Here is a 16,955-nt window from a genome sequence, read left to right on the forward strand (position 1 = left end):
GCAGCGGGCTCTGCCATGCTCAGCACCACCATCGACCGCGCCTGCTCCCGCATCTCCGCCTCGCGCCCCGGCTTTGCCCGCAGCCGCGCGACCGCCGTGACCCGCTGCGATATCGACGCCCCCGCTCGTCGTTCTGTGTCCTCTCGGCTGAGCCAACCACCGCCGAGGCCCCGATCTTCGCGGACCTCGTGCTCAGAACCCGGTGGGCAGCCGGGGGGTGTACGGACGCTCCAGCGTCGCGAGTTCGTCGCCGGTCAGCCGGACGTCCAGCGCGGCCGCCGCGTCGTCCAGGTGGTCCGGGCGGGTCGCGCCGATGACTGGGGCGGTGACCACCGGGTTGCCCAGCACCCAGCCGAGCGCGACCTGCGCCATCGGCAGGCCCCGGGCCCCCGCGACGGACTGCACGGCGTCCACGATCGGCCGGTCGACGTCCGCGAAGAACCGCCGGGCGACCGGATCCCCGGCCGAGCGGGCCGTCGCCTGCCCGTACGGGCGGGCCAGCCGCCCGGAGGCGAGCGGGCACCACACCAGGCTGCCCACCCCCTGGTCGGCGAGCAGCGGGAACATCTCCCTCTCCTCCTCGCGCTGCATCAGGCTGTACTGGTGCTGCATCGACACGAAGGCCGGGCCGCCGTCCCGCGCCGCGGTGTGCTGCAGTTTGGCGAACTGCCAGGCCCACATCGAGGAGGCACCCACGTACCGGACCTTCCCGGCCGCCACCACCTCCCGCAGGGCCGCCACGGTCTCCTCGACCGGGGTCGCCGGGTCGAAGCGGTGCAGCTGGTAGAGGTCCAGGTAGTCGGTGCCGAGGCGGGCCAGCGAGCCGTCCACCTGCGCCAGGATCGCCTTGCGGGACAGCCCGGAGCCGCCCGGGCCGTCGTGCATCGGCAGGCCCACCTTCGTCGCGAGGACGACGTCTTCGCGACGGGTGTACCGCCGCACCGCGCGGCCGACCAGTTCCTCCGAGGCACCGCCGCCGTACACGTTGGCGGTGTCCCAGAAGGTGATGCCGAGCTCGACCGCCCGCCGGAAGACCGGCGCCGCTGCCTCTTCGTCCAGCGCCCATGGGTTGTGCCCATGGCCGCTGCCGCCGAAGCCCATGCAGCCGAGCGCGATCCGGCTGACCGTCAGGCCGGTGCCGCCGAGTTTGACGTACTCCATCGTTCCCCCGCTCATGCCGGGTACGGTTCGGCGGCCCGCGCGTGCTTCAACGCGCCCGCCCACCAGGACAGTTGGTCGAGCATGGTCTTGGCGTAGCCGGCCGCCTGCGGGTCGTCCGGGCGGCCGTCCGTCCAGGCGGTGAAGTAGTTCGGGAAGGCCAGGCCGTCCCGGATGGTCACCGCGTGCAGCTCGGTCAGCACGTTCTCCAGGTGCAGCACGGCGTGCCGGCCGCCTGCCGCGCCGCCGTAGCTCACGAAGGCGACCGGCTTGGCCGTCCACTGGGTGAAGTGCCAGTCGATGGCGGCCTTCAGCGAGGCAGGGTAGCTGTGGTTGTACTCCGGCGTGACGATCAGGAAGGCGTCCGCGCCCTCCAGGGCCTCGGTCAGCCCGGCCATCCCGGCCGGGCGGGGGTAGTCGGCGCCCGCGAACTTCGGCGGGGCAGAGGGCAGGGCCAGTGGGAGGTCCACCTCGGCCAGGTCGACCACCTCCACCTCGAACCCGCCGTGCGCGACGGCCTGTTCGGCCACCCACGAGGACACCACCGGGCCGAACCGGCCCTCCCGGACGCTGCCGACGAGGATCACCAACTTGTGCGTGTTCTTCTCCATGTCCACCACCATCGGCCCGCCCGCCGGCCGCAACCAGACCGTGCCCAGGCTGGCCCCCGCAGGGCCACCCTCCGTGCTGCCGCCAACCGCTACGCTCGTCGCATGGGCACACCACTGGGGGACTTCATCCGCGCCAAGCGCGACAGCATCCAGCCCGAGACGCTCGGCCTGCCCGACCACGGCCGCCGCCGCTCGCCCGGGCTGCGCCGCTCCGACCTGGCCGTCCGCGCCGGCATCAGCGTCGAGTACCTGACCCGGCTGGAGCAGGGCCGCGACCGCAACCCCTCCCCGGCCGTGGTCCACACGCTCGCCGACGCCCTCAGCCTCGACCCCGCCGAGCGCGGTCACCTGCGCTACCTTGCGAAGATCACCGGCGGCGCCTGCGCCGGCCACACCCGGCCCGCCCCGCCGCCCCGCGACGTCCGCCCGGCCGTCCGCGAGACCCTGCGCCTGCTCGAACCGGGCGTCGCCGCCGTCACCAACCGCCTCGGCGACATCCTCGCCCACACCAGCGGCTACGCCGCCGTCCTCGGGACGACCGGCCTGCTCGACGGCCCGGCTCCGAACCTCACCCGCTACGTCTTCACCGACCCCCGGTCTCGCACCCTCTTCCCCGACTGGGACGAGGTCGCCGACGAGCAGGCCTTCGACCTCTGGCTCGGCCCCTCGGCCGAGAACTCCGAGTGGCTCAGCACCGAACTCGCCCCCGTGGCCGGCTCCGAGTTCACCCGCCGCCTGGGCAACCACCGCGTCCCCCGCCGCGGACCGCTCCGCCTCCAGCACCCGGCCGGGCCCGAACTCCGCCTGCTGCGCGAGAGCTTGGACCTCACCGCCGACGCCCAGCAGCTCCTCGTCCTGCTCCCTGCCGACGAGGACACCGCCGCCCACCTCGACCGGCTCACCCAGCCAGCCCCGGCCCGCCTGCGGGCGATCTCCTGAGCGTGGCGAATTCGACGATCCGGTCCAGGGACGGCTTCCAGCATTGCGTGGTATCCACGACCAGGCAGGGGACGTCGAGCGAAAACGCACCCCACGACTCGATCGGCGCTTCCCCTACGCGATGCTGAGCCCGGCAGGAGGTCGAACCACGCTCACCATCGACCAGTCGATCCTGCCGTCTGCCGTCTGCCGTCTGACGACCAGCGCCTGTGGCGTTCGTACATGCTCCTCCGCGAACCGAAACGCGCAGGCAGATCCCGCCATGGCATCCCGATACGCTGCCGGTACAGGATCCCGTTGACGATCTTGCAGTGGCTCGCCCAACGACCGCCGCGCCTATCGGACTTCGGCAGATGAGACTTCAGCCGGACCCACTCCGTGTTCGTGAGATCTTCGCGCGTCGTGCTCATGCCAATGATCCGGGACCGCAGCGGTCACAGGTTCCGCGGAACAGACCCTAGTTCAGATCGGCGAGGAGGCCGTCCAGGGCCTCCTCGAGGGCTGCGGCGTTGGCCGGATCGAACCAGGTGGTGCGGATGCGCTCGTTGTTCCCTTTGGGTGTCTCGTGGTCGGCGGCGAGTTGGTGCAGAGGGCGGGTCTCGTCGTCCAAGGAGCGGCCGACGTTCTGGAAGAGGCCGCGCACATAGCGGTCGGCGGCGTCGGGGGCGATGCCGTTGCCGACAGCCCAAGAGGTGAGCGTGGCGAGGTAGGTGTAGTGGGCGGTGAGCGTCCCGGTCAGTGCGGAGAAGACGTTGAAGGCGCCCTCGTCCGCGACGGGGAGCGCTCCTCCCAGTTGATCGAAGAGGGAGTCGACCGCTGGGTGCGAGGGGCAGGTCACGGTGACGGAGCGGCGCTCGCGCACTGCGGGCAGCGGGATGGCGCGGACGATCGGGGCGCCGGTGGCGAGGGTCCGGCGCAGGTCGTCGGTGGCGACGCCGGCGATCAGGTTGACCACGATCTTGTCGTCGTTCACCTTCAACCCGGTGAGGGCCTCGTGGTGGTCCTGGCGGCGCACGGCGATGACCACCAGCTCGGAGCGGTCCACAACCTCCTGGTTGTCGGCGCATACCTGGACGCCCTCATAGCGCTCGGACAGTTCGGCGGCGGTGCGGGCCCCTCGGGGAGACAGGAAGACGTCTGGCAACGCACTGCCCTCGTTGCGCAGGCCCTCGACGATGGCCCGGCCGATCTCGCCCACTCCGATAATGCCGATGCGCTGCACTGTGTCTTCCTCCATGGTGCGCGGTAGTCGTGACTTGTGTTGGTGCTCGATCTGTGCGGTCGCGATGGTTGCCGTCGGCTCCTCACATATGGAGTCGAACGAGTCGACGTCACGTCAGTCGGGGGCTTCTCCACAGCAATGTGACCGCGGCGACGCCCGCCAGGCTGGGAATCATCCCGGCCCAGCCCAGCTCCGGCGGCAGTCCGGTCGCACCGGAGGTGTCCTTGGTCAGCAGCCCGGCCAGTCCGACGCTGGTGCCGAGCATGAACACCACGGTCGCGGCGGGACGGGCCCATCGCTTGCCTGCCTTGACAGCCCAGGCCATCGTGAGCCAGGCAAGGACGCCGAGCGCTCCGATGACGGACATCACGACCAGGCAGGTGGTGACGGCCGAGTCGACCCGCGCCTGGAGGTAGCTGGGATAGGCGGCCCGGATGTGGTCGGCCAGCAGATGGGTGGTGCCGCGGTCGATGTACGGGGCGATCGTCGCTAGGACAGTGAGCGCAAGGCCCACGTACATCGCTGCGAGCAGCCTTCGTGCATGGGGTGGTTGCGTCATCAGGGTGCTTCTCTCTTCATTTCCCTTCATTGGTCGATCAGGGCGATGCCGTGGTCGCCATACCGGGCCCCTTGGGCCCCGGCGTCGGGAACGGCGGCGTCGATGTCGCCGAGGTCGGTGGCGGTCAGGTGCAGGTCGAGGGCGGCCAGGTTGTCGCGCAGGTGGGGGCGGCGGGAGCTGCCGGGGATGGGGATGACGTCGCCGCCGCGGGTGAGGAGCCAGGCGAGGGCGATCTGAGCGGGGGTTGCGCTCTTGGCAGCGGCGAGGTGGGTGATGGCGTCGACGATGGCGAGATTGGCCTTGAGGTCGTGGCCGTTGTAGCGGGGAGCGGTGGCGCGGAAGTCGCCGGGTTCGTACCGTGTAGTGGCGCGGACGGACCCGGTCAGCAGACCGCGACCGAGAGGGCTGTAGGCGATCAGAGTGGCGCCGACACTGCGGATCGTGGGCAGGATGTCGATTTCGACATGGCGTTCCCACAGCGAGTACTCGGTCTGGACGGCGCTGATCGGATGGATGGCGTGGGCGCGGCGGAGGGTGGCGGCCGAGACCTCGGACAGGCCGATGTGGCCCACCTTGCCCTGGGCCACCAGGTCGGCCAGGGCGCCGACGGACTCCTCGACAGGCACGGCGGGGTCGATGCGGGCTAGGTAGTACACGTCGATGTGTTCGGTGCGCAGCCGGCGCAACGAGGCTTCGCAGGCACGCTGCAGATCGTTGGGTGAGCCGGCGGGGACCAGGCCTTCGGCGGTGCGGCGGACTCCGGTCTTGGTGGCCAGTACGACGCGATCGCGGTGCGGTGCGAGGGACCGACCGAGGAGTTCCTCGTTTACTCCGTCGCCGTAGAAGTCGCCGGTGTCGAACAGTGTCACGCCCGAATCGAGGGCCTCCAGCAGGGTGGCTGCGGCCTCGTGCGGGTCGGTGGGGCCGTAGATGCCGGTCATGCTCATGCAGCCGAGGCCGAGTCGGGAGACCGCCGGGCCGTCGGGTCCAAGGGTGGGGTTCATTGCTCCTCCGTCACTTTGCCAGGGCCGCGCGGAGGAACGCGAGGATCTCCGCCTGGGCGACCGCGGCCTGTGGTTCCACGCCGGGCAGGGTGAGGAACGCGTGCTTTGCGCCCGGGTATTCGGAGAGTCGCGCAGAGGTCCCTGCCTCGCGCAGTCGCTCGGCGTAGCGGCGGCCGTGGTCGGCGACCGCGTCCTGGGTGGGCACCACCACGAGCGCCGGGGCGAGCCCACTCAGGTCGTCCGCGTGCAGCGGCGAGACGGCGCCGGCGTCGGCTCCCGGCGGGACGGCGAGCCGCTGGAAGAGCCGGAGTAGTGGCAGGGCCCGGGTCGGGCTGTATGCGTACCCGGCGATCGAGGGGTACTCGAACATCGTCTCGGTCACGTCGACTGCGGGGTTGACCAGCACCTGCGCCGTGAGCTCCAGCCCGGCTTCCCTGGCCCGGATGGCCGTCAGCGCGCTGATCAGCGCGCCGCAGCTCTCACCGAAGACGGCCGCGCGCGCCGGGTCGACGCCCCACTGCGCGGCGTGCCGCATCACGTGCCGGAGCACGTCCCAGCCGTCGTCAGCGGCGTGCGCGAGCGGGCTGCCGGGGGCGAGGAGGCGGTGCTCGACCGAGACGACGAGGGCGGGCAGTCGGGCGGCGAGGTGGCTGTTGGTCCAGTCGCACTGCACCGCCGTGCCCACGAAGCCGCCTCCATGGACATGGACCACGAGAGGCAGGTCGGTTCGAGCTGCGGCTTCGTCGTCTCCCGTCGGCGCCGGCCGATAGACCCGGACCGGGAGGGCGCGGCCGGGCAGCGCGATCTCCTGCCAATCGATCGCAGCGCCGGGATCCGGCTCTCCGAGGATCGCCCGCGCCTCGCCGGAGGCCCGGAAGCGGTTCTCCGCGTCGCGATAGGCGAGCAGCTCCTCGGCTGTGATCGCCGAGAAGTCCGGCTCCGGCGGCCGTATCGCGGTGGTGGTCTCGCTCATGTGTCCTTCTCCCCTTCCGGCTGGACGCCGGGTGTGTCGTCGTGACTGGACCACGTGTTGCACCCCATTATGCACGCAGTGCGTGCATCAGCAAGTGCATAGATTAGAGTGAGTCCTGACGAGAGGGGCGAGATGACTGGCCGAAGGCGATGGTCGACCGAGGAGATCCTGGACACGGCGGCGGAACTGCTGCGCACGAGCGACGCCGAGTCGTTCAGCGTGCGCAAACTCGCCGCAGCGCTCGGGACCGACTCCTCCAGCCTCTACCGGCACTTCCGCAACAAGACCGAACTACTGCGCGCGGTCGCCGACCGGATCCTGCTGGCCGCCATGGACGGCTACCGCCCCCAGGGCGACTGGAAGCAGCGCGTCACCGCCCTGGCCCTGCACCTGCGCGAGGCATTCGGCGAGCAACCCCAACTCGCCGCCGTCTGGGGACGCTACGGGTCCGGCGGCACCGGATCCCGATTGGTCATGGAGGAACTGCTGCAGGCCCTGGGCACGTCCGGCCTGCCCGACGAGGAGGTCCCGGCGCGATACCACCGCATCGTGATCCTCCTCGCCGCGCTGATCTCCTCCGAGGCGGGTATCAGCACCATCACCCCCAAGGAGTACGAACAGGGCATGGAGCAGTTCCGCGTCGCGGTGCTCGGCGCCGACCCCGAACACTTCCCCGCCCTGGCCCACTTCGCCCGCGACATCCGCCCCCTCGGAGCCGACCGCCGCGCCGCATTCGAAGAAATCCTCGCCGCCCAACTCGCCCACATCGAGGCCCAGATCCCCTGATGCACCGAATCACGCGTGCCATGCGGTCGGGGCGCGCCGCTGCCGCAGGCCCGGTGCCGCAGGCTCGGTGCTGGAGCAGCGGCCGAGGAAGTTGAAGTGGTCGTACCGGCGCGAGGAGACCCGGGCGGTCGTTCAGACCGAGCCTGACCAACCGCCCGCCGATTGGACAGTAGGCACTCCGGGCGCGGGGCGGGCCGGACGCCCCGGCCGCCGTGGCTGGGGCCGATTCGAGGTGGGAGTTCATGTCCGGCTCGAACCGACCGTAGGGGTTCACATGGTGCCAGAACGGCGGGGATAGGGCTCGCCGTTCGGCGTCGGTGAGCCGCTTCTCCTCGCTCAGGCCGTACGCACCGCCCGGCCCAGCTCCTCGATCGCCTGGTAGGTGGGGTGCTTGGGCCCGCCGCGGGCGAAAGCGCCGCAGGACCTGCTCGGCCTCGGCGGTGTCCAGGCGCAGGGCGGTGGCGCACTTCACGATCTGGTCGTATTGCCGGCGGATCAGGGCCCAGTCGATCGTCTTGCTCGACAGCACCGGCCCCCGGCGAGGCCACTTCTCGTCCTCCCCGGCCGCCGGCCGGTACAGCCGCGCCGAGCCGACGTTCTCAGCAACGTGGAGCGGCCCCTCAAAGGATCTGCACCCATAGAGGCTCTACCACCGCTTGCGGTCATCCTTCACTGACACGAATCTGCAAGTGGTCGTCCTTCGCCGACACGAAAGGCCGTTGTCGCCCTTCGGTGGCAATCGATCAACGATCACTGGCGCAGGTCGTCGGTCTCCCAATCGACGAGCGTAGCGGCGATCTCGGTGCGGGTGGTTCTCCTTTGCCAGGACCGTAACCCTGGCTTCAGGGACTCCACAAATCTCAGTACAGCTCACACCGTGTTTCCACAATGACCGCATCACAGTACTCCTGGGCGATGCCCGACGGGCGCTGAGCACCATGGATGCGGCGTCCGTTGAGTGCACCGCCACGTTCCCTCCGCACTGGCAGACCCGTGACTATGAAGGCGCCTCAGGGCAGTTGGGACAGGAAGCTACCGTCGCGGAATCCGGCCTCCGGCGCATGCCTCATTTGGCTGGGCCCTCCTGCCCGGAAGCTGGGCATTCGACGCTCAAGGGGATTCACCCATCGGCAGATCCTGTGGGGCGATTCAGGGCTGGAACTGTGTGTGCCGGTCGTCCGGTTGCGCTGGACACATGGCGAGTGACGACAAGTGACATGGATATCGCCCGCTGTATCGCCGCACGCTTCGGCGGCAAGCCGAAACGGTGCGGTCAGGAGGGTGGCGACTCGATTGAGGTCACGACCACGGCTGCTTCTGTTGATGTGGTCGTAGATCGATTGGATGCGATTGAAACTCGCATGAGGATTTACGGCTCGGATAGGTTCGCCGTCGCTACATCCACACAGAAAGCACGACGGTTCCCGCCAGTAGGGGAGGGTGCGAGACAAGGGGCAGTATTGCCAGCTCGCACATTCTTGACCCGGGTGAGGCAAGGGTTGCGACCAAGCATCGTCGTGGAGTTTCAGTTGACCGAACTGCCTTACGCGGGGCGGTTTCGATTGGTGTCGGCAGCGTGGTCGCTTGTCGAGGGCTTGCATGTGCTGGTCGAGGAGCTTCGCGCAGAGGGACGCCCTGTTCGCGCGCGATTGGCCTTGGAGCGTGCAGTGCCTTCTGATAAGGGCAGCCACTTCAGCTACCCCGTGGTGCGGTTCCCGCGGCATGGTTAGCACTGGATGTGCTATGGGATCTGCGACCATTTCCAGCCGCCTCTCTGCCAGTCTGCGATCGACGTGAAGGCGGCCGGTGGAGATCAGTTTGCGGCGCAGGGCCGTACGTGGTTGGAATACGTCTTGTACGCGTAAGAGTTGCTCGCAGAGCTGTTCAGACAGCGCCAAGCGATCGGGCGATGGGCAAGCTACTCACACAGAACGCGGTGAAGATAGCGTGGAGCATGTCGAGGTCTTTCGGATGGGCAGTGTAGGAAGAACTTCCATCCTGGAAGACCTCGACGCCTACCCGCCAACACCCCCGACTACACTCTCAACTGCGAAGAGCCACATTTCTCCTCGGCGAGCCGGTACTTACCACCCGCCCTGTACGCAGATGGCGAGTAGGTGCTGGTGTGGAATCCGCGTACGCCTTCCGAGGCCAGTGCTGTGACCGCGTAGGTTCGCCGGGTTGGTGGTCGTGACGGTTGGATGTGCGGTGACGTCCATTCGACCGCTGGAGGCGCGGTGGCTGAGCCTGTCCGTGTACGCAGATTGACTGACAAGGAGGGGCAGAAGCTGAAGCAGATCGTGCGCCGGGGCAGCACGAGTTCGGTGCGTTACCGGCGGGCGATGATGCTGCTCGCTTCGGCGGGCGGAAACCGGGTGCCGGTGATCGCCCAGCTGGTCCAAGCCGATGAGGACACCGTGCGCGACGTGATCCACCGCTTCAACGAGATCGGCCTGGCCTGCCTGGACCCTAATTCCTTGGTAACGGCACCGCCGAGACTTCTCGGAGCGCTGCCGGACTGTTCGAGTGCGGGACTGTGACGCCTTCCTGGACCCCGGCTGACGAAGCCTCCACTGAGAGCGGCGCACGAACCGTACTTGTGAGCACTGGGACATGAGGCCTTACGTCTTCCTGGCTCCGAGCCCTCGCGGGAGAGCGGCCCAGGTCCCCGTGCTCATGGTGGTGGCGGTCGCGTGGACGCCGGGCGGACAACCTATACAAGCCCCGGCCCGCGATGCCTCTCGGTAGAGCGGTGGCGTTCGGCGTCTTCACGGCCGCCACCACCCCCATGCGGGAACACTCGTTGATGTTGGTGGTACGAGCCCGCTTCACGGTGACCTCTTGCCAGTCCCGAGCCGTCGAGCTCCGGGCAAGACCGAGGCCCGTGGCGCGCGCTGGTGCCACGAACGGCTTGTGAGATGTCGGACCGAAGAGTCCTGGAATTAGGGAGCCGCGTGGCCCGCATGCGCTCGTGACCAGCGCAAATACCAGCGCCAAGGGGAGGAACAACTTGATCTACTGCGGGATCGACTGGGCCGAAAAGCACCACGACGTCGCCCTCGTCGACGACACCGGACAGCTGCTGGCCAAGCGGCACATCACCGACGACGCAGCCGGCTACCGGCTGCTGCTGGACCTGCTGGCCGAGTACGGCGACACCGAAGAAGACCCCATCCCGATCGCGATCGAGACCAGCCGCGGACTCCTGGTTGCCGCCGTGAGGCAGGGCAAGCGGAAGGTCTTCGCTGGTCAACCCGATGGCCGCCGCCCGTTACCGCGACCGGCACGGTGTCTCGCGCAAGAAGTCAGATCCCGGCGACGCCCTGGTCCTGGCGAACATCCTGCGCACTGACATGCCCATACACCGCCCGTTGCCGGACGACACCGATCTGGCCCGCGCTATCGCAGTCCTGGCCCGTGCTTAGCAGGACGCCACCTGGAACCGGCAGCAGATCGCCAACCAGCTCCGCTCCCTGCTGCGCGAGTACTATCCCGCTGCCCTGGATGCCCTCGCCGGATGGCGGAACGGCCTGTGCCGCCCCGAAGCCCGCGAACTACTCAAGGTGGCGCCGACGCCGGCACAGGCCGCGCGGCTCACCCGCGCCCAGCTCCGCTCCGCCCTCAAACGGGCCGGTCGCAGCCGCGGCATCGAAGCAGAATCCGAGCGGCTCCGCGAGATCTTCCGGGGCGACTACGCAAGCCAGCCACGGTTGGTCGAGGACGCGCTCGGCAAACAGACCCTCGCTCTCCTGAGACAGCTGGAAGCCGCCTGCCTCGCAGCTGACGAACTCAGCGAAGCGGTCGAGGCGTCTTTTCTCCAACACCCGGACGCTGAGGTGATCTTGAGCTTCCCCGGCCTCGGGGTTCAGCTCGGCGCCCGGGTACTCGCCGAGATCGGAGACGACCGTCAGCGGTTCGCCGACGCCCGCGGCATGAAGGCATACGCGGGATCCGCCCCCGTCACCCGCGCATCCGGGAAGAAACACCATGTCGGACGCCGCAAGGTCAAGAATGACCGACTCAACCACGCCGGCTATCTGTGGGCCTTCTCCGCCCTGCGGTCCTCACCCGGAGCCGAAGCCCACTACCGTCGCCGACGCGAGCAAGGAGACTGGCACGCAGCCGCCCAGCGGCACCTGTTCAACCGCATGATCGGCCAGCTCTACCACTGCATCCAGACCGGCGAACTGTTCGACGAGCACATCGCGTTCCCGTCCCAACTGGCGTAGCAGCTTGACAACTTGGCATCGTGAGATGTCTCAGTGGGCGGGAGGCCGTCCCCGCCTGCTCACCCCTGACGACGAGGACTTCGTCATCCGGACGGCCACCACCCGCCCCACCAGGCTCGGCCAGCCCTTCACCCACTGGTGGATCCGCAAACTCGCCGCCTACCTGCGGGAGGTGCACGGACGTGTCATCCGCATCGGCCGTGAAGCCTTACGGTGCCTGCTCCGGCGCCGCGGCATCACCTTCCAGCCCACGGCGTCACCTACTTCCACGGCTGCTACTCCGTGGGCGACGACCGCCTGTGGGGCGTCAACCGCCGCCGCAAGGGCACCGCCAACACCCTGGCCGCGCTGAAGTCGATCCGCGCCGCCCGACCCGACGGCGCCCCGATCTACATCATCCTGGACAACCTCTCCGCCCACACCGGCGCCGACATCCGCCGCTGGGCGAAGAAGAACAAGGTCGAGCTGTGCTTCACCCCGACCTACGCATCCTGGGCCAACCCGATCGAGGCCCACTTCGGCCCGCTGCGGCAGTTCACCCTGGCCAACTCCCACCACCGCAGCCACCCCACGCAATCCCAGGCACTGCACCGCTACCTGCGCTGGCGCAACGTCAACGCCCGCCACCCCGACGTACTTGCCGCCCAACGCAAGGAACGCGCCCGCATCCGCAGCGAGAAGGGCATCCGCTGGGGCGGACGCCCCCTCAACGCCGCAGCCTGACCGACCGCGAACCGCAGCCCCGGAGTGCCGAAAGGGACAAGTTCACGAGAAGGACAGCGACAGAAGGACGACTCAGGAGGTGGACGGCTCGATCTCCCCCGCAAAGACGATGACCTGGTCGATGAGGCTCCGCCGCAGATGGACGACGTCCGTTCCCGCCAGGCGGGGGCCTCCATCCGGCGTGGTGAAGACCCACTGGTACCGGGCCCACTCGTCAGGCATGTCCACCGCTGAGCAGCGCACCATCGTGCCGGTCCCCGCCGGGTGGCGCCGGATGTCCAGCACGAACCGCTCGACCGCCGCGATTCCTTCGCTGCGACCCAACGGCCCCCAGAAGACCACGTCTGAGGTCAGGGCTTGGGAGAGCAGGGCAGTCACATAGCTGTCGTCCGAGGCGTTAAACGCGGAGATGAACGTGTCGATCGCGGAGCGTGCCGTCTCTTCCTGCATGCCCCAGTAATACCAGCCGTTGCGCCTGCGCTCGTCCCGTGAGCCGCCTTCCGATCACGGTGGACCATCCCGGTCACAGCACTAGGCGACAGGAGCTGGGCTTCGGCGGAATGCCGAGGAGCTGCGCGGCGCACCGATTCCGTCCCTGGCGCGTCGGCTTTGCGGTCCTTGCCGGGGGAGCAGGCTAGTGATTGAGCATCTCGGCGCGGAAGATAGAGCCCCTGGTCGCACACGAAGTGTCCCCGGCAAGGATGGCGACTCCGAAGAGCCTATGGAAGGCGACCCGAGGTCCCGTTAGGCTGCGTTTTTGTCAGGGTCGGTATCGGAGTGGATGGTCCGCTGGGATTTCCACGATTACAACTTTGTGACCGTCCGGATCGGCGATCCACATCTCGATCAGCCCCCACGGCTCCCGGACGGGTGGCCGCAGCACCACCACCCCGTGCGCCACCAGCTCCTCGTGCGCCCGCGCCGCGTCCGCGACCTGGAGCCACAGCTGGAGGGTCGGCGTGGCCGCACCGGTTGCCCGGCCGGAGACCTCCAGGAAGCCGCCGCCGAGGAAGTACACCGTGCCGCGCTCCGGTCCCGTACCGAACTCCCGGTAGACCGCCAGCCCCAGCGCCTCGCCGTAGAACGCCCGCGACCGCTCCGGATCGCTCGGCCGCACCAGCACCCTGCTGCTCAGTACCTGCACCATGGCACGGACCCTACGCCGCGCGGCAGGGCGGTCCCGGCCGCGGCGCACCGCCACCGTCCGAAGGGCGAAAGCCCCTGACACCCGGAGCCCCCCTCTTGTTAGCCTCGCGGCAGCCATTCGTACGGCCGAGAGGACCCGCACACCATGCCCACCAGCCCGCTGACCTTCCGCACCGCCACCGACGCCGACATACCCGGGCTCGTCGAGCTGATCGAATCGGCGTACCGCGGGGACGCCAGCCGGGCCGGCTGGACGACCGAGGCGGACCTCCTCCAGGGGCAGCGCACGGACCCGGACGGTGTCGCCGAGGTGGTGCGCAAGGAGGACGGCCGGCTGCTGGTCGCCGAGCAGGACGGCCAACTGGTGGCCTGCTGCCAGCTCGACCACCGCGGGGACCACACCTACTTCGGCATGTTCGCGGTGCGCCCCACCCTCCAGGGCAGCGGCCTCGGCAAGGTGATCATCGCCGAGGCCGAGCGCACCGCGCTGTCCACCTGGGGCGCCCCGGAGATGCGGATGACCGTCATCCGGCAGCGCGCCGAGCTGATCGCCTGGTACGAGCGCCGCGGCTACCGCCGCACCGGGCAGCTCAGCCCGTTCCCGTACGGCGACGAGCGGTTCGGCGTCCCGCAGCGCGACGACCTGGAGTTCGAGCTCCTGGTCAAGCCCCTCGGCTGACCCACCGGACAGACCCCGGAGCCGCCCCGCCGGGGGAGGAGTCCCGCGGGGCGCAGCCGACCGCCGCGGCGAGCGGCACGGTGGCGGCGCACCCGGCGAGGCGTACGGGGCGGGGGCGGCCGCCTGCCCGGAGAGGCCCGGAGAGCGACGGCGCACCGGGCCGTCTGCCGAGATCACCGGGCCGAACGTCCGTAGGGGGGAGGCTCGTTGCGCTCCTGTGAACCGTGGACTTCCGCTCCGCCGCGCATACCCCGGCCGGCCGTCCGCCCCGCCCGCCGCGGTCCCTCAGGCGGTGAAGCGCACCGCCCGCCGGATCTCCGGCTGATCGGTCACCACGCCCGCCAGCCCCAGGCCGCGCGCCAGCCGCAGCTGGTCGTGGGTGTTGACCGTCCAGCCCAGCACCTTCAGCTGCGCGGCATGCGCCCGCTCGACCAGTTCGAGGGTGAGCCGCCGGATGTTCAGCGACAGCGTGCCCGCGCCGACCGCCTTCGCGCGGTCCACCACATCGGCGCCGTAGCGGTCGCCCACCAGTGCCGTCCGCACCGACGGCAGCAGCGTGCGGATCGCCGCCAGCGCCTCGTCGTGGAAGGAGATCACCTCCACCCGGCCGGCCAGATCGCGCGTTCGCACGACCTCGGCCAGCGCCTGCGCCGCCGCCACGTCCTTGATCTCCGCCTGGAGCGGCGCGCCGACCGCGTTCACGACCTCCTCGAAGACCGGAATCCGCTCGCCCAGCCCGGCGTCCAGCTCCCGCAGCTCGGCGAGGGTGCGCTCGGCGATCGGGCCGGTGCCGTCGGTCGTCCGGTCCACGTCCGCGTCATGCATCACCACGAGCGCGCCGTCCTTGCTCAGGTGCAGATCCAGCTCGATGACATCGACGCCCTCGCGTTCGGCGCGTACGAAGGAGCGCAGGGTGTTCTCCGGCTCCACACCCATCATCCCGCGGTGCCCGATGGTCAGAAAGGTCAAGGCTGCCTCGATTCTGTCGGCTCGGTTGCTGTCGGTCCGTGCACGTGTCGGCCGCCGGCGGCCTGCTGCCCGAAATGGCCCACAGCCTAATCCGTTCACGAGCGGCAGAGCCGTAGGGACAAGTGCCTCCTAGCCCGTACGAGTGCCCCCGTATTCCGCCGTCTACGCACCGCCGGCAGACCCGGGCCGTATCACCGGCGCCCCCGGGCCGCGAGCGGGGTGCGACCGGTGCCCCGCGGCTCCCCGAGGCCGGCGCTCCGGTCGTCCGCTCGCGCCGGCCCGCGTGGGGCCGCCGCCCACCGGCGCCGCCGCTCGCGCCGGAGGAAGCGCGGCAAGTCGAGGCTCTTCTGGCAGGAACTGTCGTCAAAAGCTCTAGCCACAGGAAAATTGAGCGTGACCATGGGGTCCGAACAGAATAATTTTCACCGACCCCACTTGAACGGACGATCCTCTGCTGGTTACGGTGTCCTGACAGGACGATCTACCGCCGGAGGGCAGTCATGACGGAAATTCTTTCGCCTGTGGGTGTCCGGGGCAGCTCCACAGCCTCCGAACGTGTGGTCGCGCACCCGGCATGGCCCGTGCTCAAGGACGCCGTGGAAACGATTCGCCCCTGGCAGTCGAAGGACGGCTCGATCGACCTCGCGGCGGACGGCGCACCGCGCGCCGAGGCCGTCCGCGACGAGGTCGACCGGGTCATCGCCGCCATCGGCGATCTCGCCCCGCTGCTGCCGCACGACGCCGCCTACCACCGGGCACTCGCCGACGATCTGCGCCGCTGGGCCGACGACGGCTTCGGCGTGCCGGACTTCCTCGACTCGCTGCTCGCCTTCCAGCCCGCCCGGCAGCGCGCCGACGGCCTCCAGCACCTGGTCGTCTTCCCCATGTACACCCAGAACGGCAACCCGAACCGGAACTTCGAGGCCGTCGTCCTGCGGATGGTCTGGCCGGAGTGGCTCGCCGAACTGGAGCGCACCCGCTACGACAACCCCCTCTTCTGCGGCATCACCTTCGAGGACTTCACGGCCGGCTACGACACCAACTCCGCCGTCCTGTTCCCCGAGACCATCGCGGTCCGCGAGGCCCCCGAGCGGTTCAGCTGGGGCGGCATCTTCTGCGACCGCGAGGCCGCCCGCTTCCGCCGCGTCACCGAGGCCGCCGTCGAGACCCTCGGCGTCCAACTCCCGCCGGACATCGCGGCGTTGATCCGCGACCAGGAGCGCTGCCAGCAGGCGTTCGTCCTGTGGGACATGGTCCACGACCGCACCCACAGCCACGGCGACCTGCCGTTCGACCCGTTCATGATCAAGCAGCGCCAGCCGTTCTGGATGTACGGCCTGGAGGAACTGCGCTGCGATCTCACCGCCTTCAGGGAAGCCGTCAAGCTGGAGGGCGAGGGCTACCCGCAGGCGCGCGACGTGCAGTTCGCGGTGATCTTCGACCGGATGTTCCGGTTCCCCGTCACCGGCGACCGGATCCGCAATTATGACGGCCTCGGCGGCCAGCTGCTCTTCGCCTACCTCCACAAGCACGACGTCGTACGCTGGACGGACAACACACTGCACATCGACTGGGAGCGGGCGCCCAAGGTCACCAACCAGCTGTGCGGCGAGATCGAAGAGCTCTACCGCGACGGCATCGACCGGCCCAAGCTGGTCCATTGGTTCGCCGCCTACGACCTCGTCTCGACCTACCTCGCTCCGCACCCGGGCTCGGTCTGGGCCAAGGGGCCGGACGCCCTCGACCTGGACCAGCCGCCGCGCAAGCTCGTGGACGACGTGCTTCCCGACGAGTTCCCGCTGAGCATGTTCTACGAAGCGCTCGCCAAGAAGCTGCGTGCTGTGATCGCATCGACCAAGGGCATCACGGCCCACAGTGACACGCTGGCGGCGGCGTGACGAGCGACCGGAAGACCCGGCGGACGGCCGTCCAGGGGCAGGACGAGGAGGCGACGGAG

The 16,955-nt window shown here is 69.4% G+C and carries 14 protein-coding genes and 5 pseudogenes; 8 read left to right on the plus strand and 11 right to left on the minus strand.

Features of this window, described 5'->3' with window-relative positions:
* Positions 1 to 192: 192 nt before the first annotated feature.
* On the minus strand, positions 193 to 1,161 hold the full coding sequence (locus GR130_RS13260) for an aldo/keto reductase (RefSeq protein WP_159509943.1): 969 nt from the start codon (positions 1,159 to 1,161) through the stop codon (positions 193 to 195).
* Between the two features lie 11 nt (positions 1,162 to 1,172).
* Positions 1,173 to 1,769, minus strand: coding sequence for an NADPH-dependent FMN reductase (locus GR130_RS13265; protein WP_159504913.1), 597 nt, complete (start codon positions 1,767 to 1,769; stop codon positions 1,173 to 1,175).
* 102 nt (positions 1,770 to 1,871) lie between these two features.
* On the opposite strand from GR130_RS13265, the gene GR130_RS13270 reads away from it, so the two are divergent.
* On the plus strand, positions 1,872 to 2,708 hold the full coding sequence (locus GR130_RS13270; RefSeq protein WP_159504914.1) for a helix-turn-helix domain-containing protein: 837 nt from the start codon (positions 1,872 to 1,874) through the stop codon (positions 2,706 to 2,708).
* Positions 2,709 to 2,820: 112 nt separating this feature from the next.
* Here GR130_RS13270 and GR130_RS13275 read toward each other — a convergent pair.
* From GR130_RS13275 to GR130_RS13295, 5 genes and pseudogenes are all read right to left on the minus strand, one after another.
* A pseudogene (locus GR130_RS13275) lies at positions 2,821 to 3,118 on the minus strand (transposase); the annotation flags it as partial.
* A 47-nt stretch (positions 3,119 to 3,165) separates the two neighbouring features.
* Positions 3,166 to 3,945, minus strand: a complete 780-nt coding sequence (locus GR130_RS13280) for an NAD(P)-binding domain-containing protein (protein WP_100602399.1) — start codon at positions 3,943 to 3,945, stop codon at positions 3,166 to 3,168.
* 94 nt (positions 3,946 to 4,039) lie between these two features.
* Positions 4,040 to 4,489 carry a hypothetical protein gene (locus GR130_RS39780; protein ID WP_236573003.1) on the minus strand — a complete coding sequence of 150 codons (450 nt, stop codon included), beginning with the start codon at positions 4,487 to 4,489 and terminating at the stop codon, positions 4,040 to 4,042.
* A gap of 26 nt (positions 4,490 to 4,515) precedes the next feature.
* Positions 4,516 to 5,493: an aldo/keto reductase gene (locus GR130_RS13290; RefSeq protein WP_159504916.1), complete on the minus strand. Its 978-nt coding sequence runs from the start codon at positions 5,491 to 5,493 to the stop codon at positions 4,516 to 4,518.
* Positions 5,494 to 5,503: 10 nt separating this feature from the next.
* Complete coding sequence (locus GR130_RS13295) at positions 5,504 to 6,466, minus strand: alpha/beta hydrolase (protein ID WP_159504917.1); 963 nt, start codon at positions 6,464 to 6,466, stop codon at positions 5,504 to 5,506.
* A 132-nt stretch (positions 6,467 to 6,598) separates the two neighbouring features.
* Here GR130_RS13295 and GR130_RS13300 point away from each other — a divergent pair, with 132 nt between their 5' ends.
* A complete protein-coding gene (locus tag GR130_RS13300; protein WP_100602402.1) occupies positions 6,599 to 7,252 on the plus strand; it encodes a TetR/AcrR family transcriptional regulator in 654 nt (217 codons plus the stop codon).
* Between the two features lie 451 nt (positions 7,253 to 7,703).
* Here the strand turns inward: GR130_RS13300 and GR130_RS41805 are convergent.
* Positions 7,704 to 7,832, minus strand: a pseudogene (locus GR130_RS41805) (hypothetical protein); the annotation flags it as partial.
* A 481-nt stretch (positions 7,833 to 8,313) separates the two neighbouring features.
* On the opposite strand from GR130_RS41805, the gene GR130_RS41810 reads away from it, so the two are divergent.
* From GR130_RS41810 to GR130_RS13320, 4 genes and pseudogenes are all read left to right on the plus strand, one after another.
* Positions 8,314 to 8,982, plus strand: coding sequence for a recombination directionality factor (locus tag GR130_RS41810; protein WP_443043759.1), 669 nt, complete (start codon positions 8,314 to 8,316; stop codon positions 8,980 to 8,982).
* A gap of 507 nt (positions 8,983 to 9,489) precedes the next feature.
* A pseudogene (locus tag GR130_RS13310) lies at positions 9,490 to 9,723 on the plus strand (helix-turn-helix domain-containing protein); the annotation flags it as partial.
* Positions 9,724 to 10,262: 539 nt separating this feature from the next.
* Positions 10,263 to 11,481 (plus strand): annotated as a pseudogene (locus tag GR130_RS13315) (IS110 family transposase).
* A 31-nt stretch (positions 11,482 to 11,512) separates the two neighbouring features.
* Positions 11,513 to 12,204: pseudogene (locus GR130_RS13320) on the plus strand (transposase); the annotation flags it as partial.
* A 72-nt stretch (positions 12,205 to 12,276) separates the two neighbouring features.
* Here GR130_RS13320 and GR130_RS13325 read toward each other — a convergent pair.
* Both GR130_RS13325 and GR130_RS13330 read right to left on the minus strand, forming a co-directional pair.
* Complete coding sequence (locus GR130_RS13325) at positions 12,277 to 12,654, minus strand: nuclear transport factor 2 family protein (RefSeq protein WP_100602404.1); 378 nt, start codon at positions 12,652 to 12,654, stop codon at positions 12,277 to 12,279.
* Between the two features lie 310 nt (positions 12,655 to 12,964).
* Positions 12,965 to 13,351 (minus strand): VOC family protein, encoded by a 387-nt coding sequence (locus GR130_RS13330; RefSeq protein ID WP_159504918.1) that lies wholly within the window; start codon positions 13,349 to 13,351, stop codon positions 12,965 to 12,967.
* Between the two features lie 144 nt (positions 13,352 to 13,495).
* Here GR130_RS13330 and GR130_RS13335 point away from each other — a divergent pair, with 144 nt between their 5' ends.
* Positions 13,496 to 14,029, plus strand: coding sequence for a GNAT family N-acetyltransferase (locus tag GR130_RS13335; protein ID WP_159504919.1), 534 nt, complete (start codon positions 13,496 to 13,498; stop codon positions 14,027 to 14,029).
* Between the two features lie 285 nt (positions 14,030 to 14,314).
* On the opposite strand, the gene GR130_RS13340 is transcribed toward GR130_RS13335, so the two are convergent.
* Positions 14,315 to 14,998 (minus strand): glycerophosphodiester phosphodiesterase, encoded by a 684-nt coding sequence (locus tag GR130_RS13340; protein WP_159504920.1) that lies wholly within the window; start codon positions 14,996 to 14,998, stop codon positions 14,315 to 14,317.
* 500 nt (positions 14,999 to 15,498) lie between these two features.
* On the opposite strand from GR130_RS13340, the gene GR130_RS13345 reads away from it, so the two are divergent.
* Positions 15,499 to 16,896, plus strand: a complete 1,398-nt coding sequence (locus GR130_RS13345; protein ID WP_159504921.1) for a DUF6421 family protein — start codon at positions 15,499 to 15,501, stop codon at positions 16,894 to 16,896.
* The last annotated feature ends 59 nt before the right edge of the window (positions 16,897 to 16,955 follow it).

The organism is Streptomyces sp. GS7 (assembly GCF_009834125.1).
Taxonomy (GTDB): Bacteria; Actinomycetota; Actinomycetes; order Streptomycetales; family Streptomycetaceae; genus Streptomyces.

Excerpts from the sequence above, each read along its gene's own strand:
- GR130_RS13260 (WP_159509943.1), bottom strand. The coding sequence starts at position 1,161 with ATGGAGTACGTCAAACTCGGCGGCACCGGCCTGACGGTCAGCCGGATC.
- GR130_RS13265 (WP_159504913.1), bottom strand. The coding sequence starts at position 1,769 with ATGGAGAAGAACACGCACAAGTTGGTGATCCTCGTCGGCAGCGTCCGG.
- GR130_RS13270 (WP_159504914.1), top strand. The coding sequence starts at position 1,872 with ATGGGCACACCACTGGGGGACTTCATCCGCGCCAAGCGCGACAGCATC.
- GR130_RS13280 (WP_100602399.1), bottom strand. The coding sequence starts at position 3,945 with ATGGAGGAAGACACAGTGCAGCGCATCGGCATTATCGGAGTGGGCGAG.
- GR130_RS39780 (WP_236573003.1), bottom strand. The coding sequence starts at position 4,489 with ATGACGCAACCACCCCATGCACGAAGGCTGCTCGCAGCGATGTACGTG.
- GR130_RS13290 (WP_159504916.1), bottom strand. The coding sequence starts at position 5,493 with ATGAACCCCACCCTTGGACCCGACGGCCCGGCGGTCTCCCGACTCGGC.
- GR130_RS13295 (WP_159504917.1), bottom strand. The coding sequence starts at position 6,466 with ATGAGCGAGACCACCACCGCGATACGGCCGCCGGAGCCGGACTTCTCG.
- GR130_RS13300 (WP_100602402.1), top strand. The coding sequence starts at position 6,599 with ATGACTGGCCGAAGGCGATGGTCGACCGAGGAGATCCTGGACACGGCG.
- GR130_RS41810 (WP_443043759.1), top strand. The coding sequence starts at position 8,314 with ATGCCTCATTTGGCTGGGCCCTCCTGCCCGGAAGCTGGGCATTCGACG.
- GR130_RS13325 (WP_100602404.1), bottom strand. The coding sequence starts at position 12,654 with ATGCAGGAAGAGACGGCACGCTCCGCGATCGACACGTTCATCTCCGCG.
- GR130_RS13330 (WP_159504918.1), bottom strand. The coding sequence starts at position 13,351 with ATGGTGCAGGTACTGAGCAGCAGGGTGCTGGTGCGGCCGAGCGATCCG.
- GR130_RS13335 (WP_159504919.1), top strand. The coding sequence starts at position 13,496 with ATGCCCACCAGCCCGCTGACCTTCCGCACCGCCACCGACGCCGACATA.
- GR130_RS13345 (WP_159504921.1), top strand. The coding sequence starts at position 15,499 with ATGACGGAAATTCTTTCGCCTGTGGGTGTCCGGGGCAGCTCCACAGCC.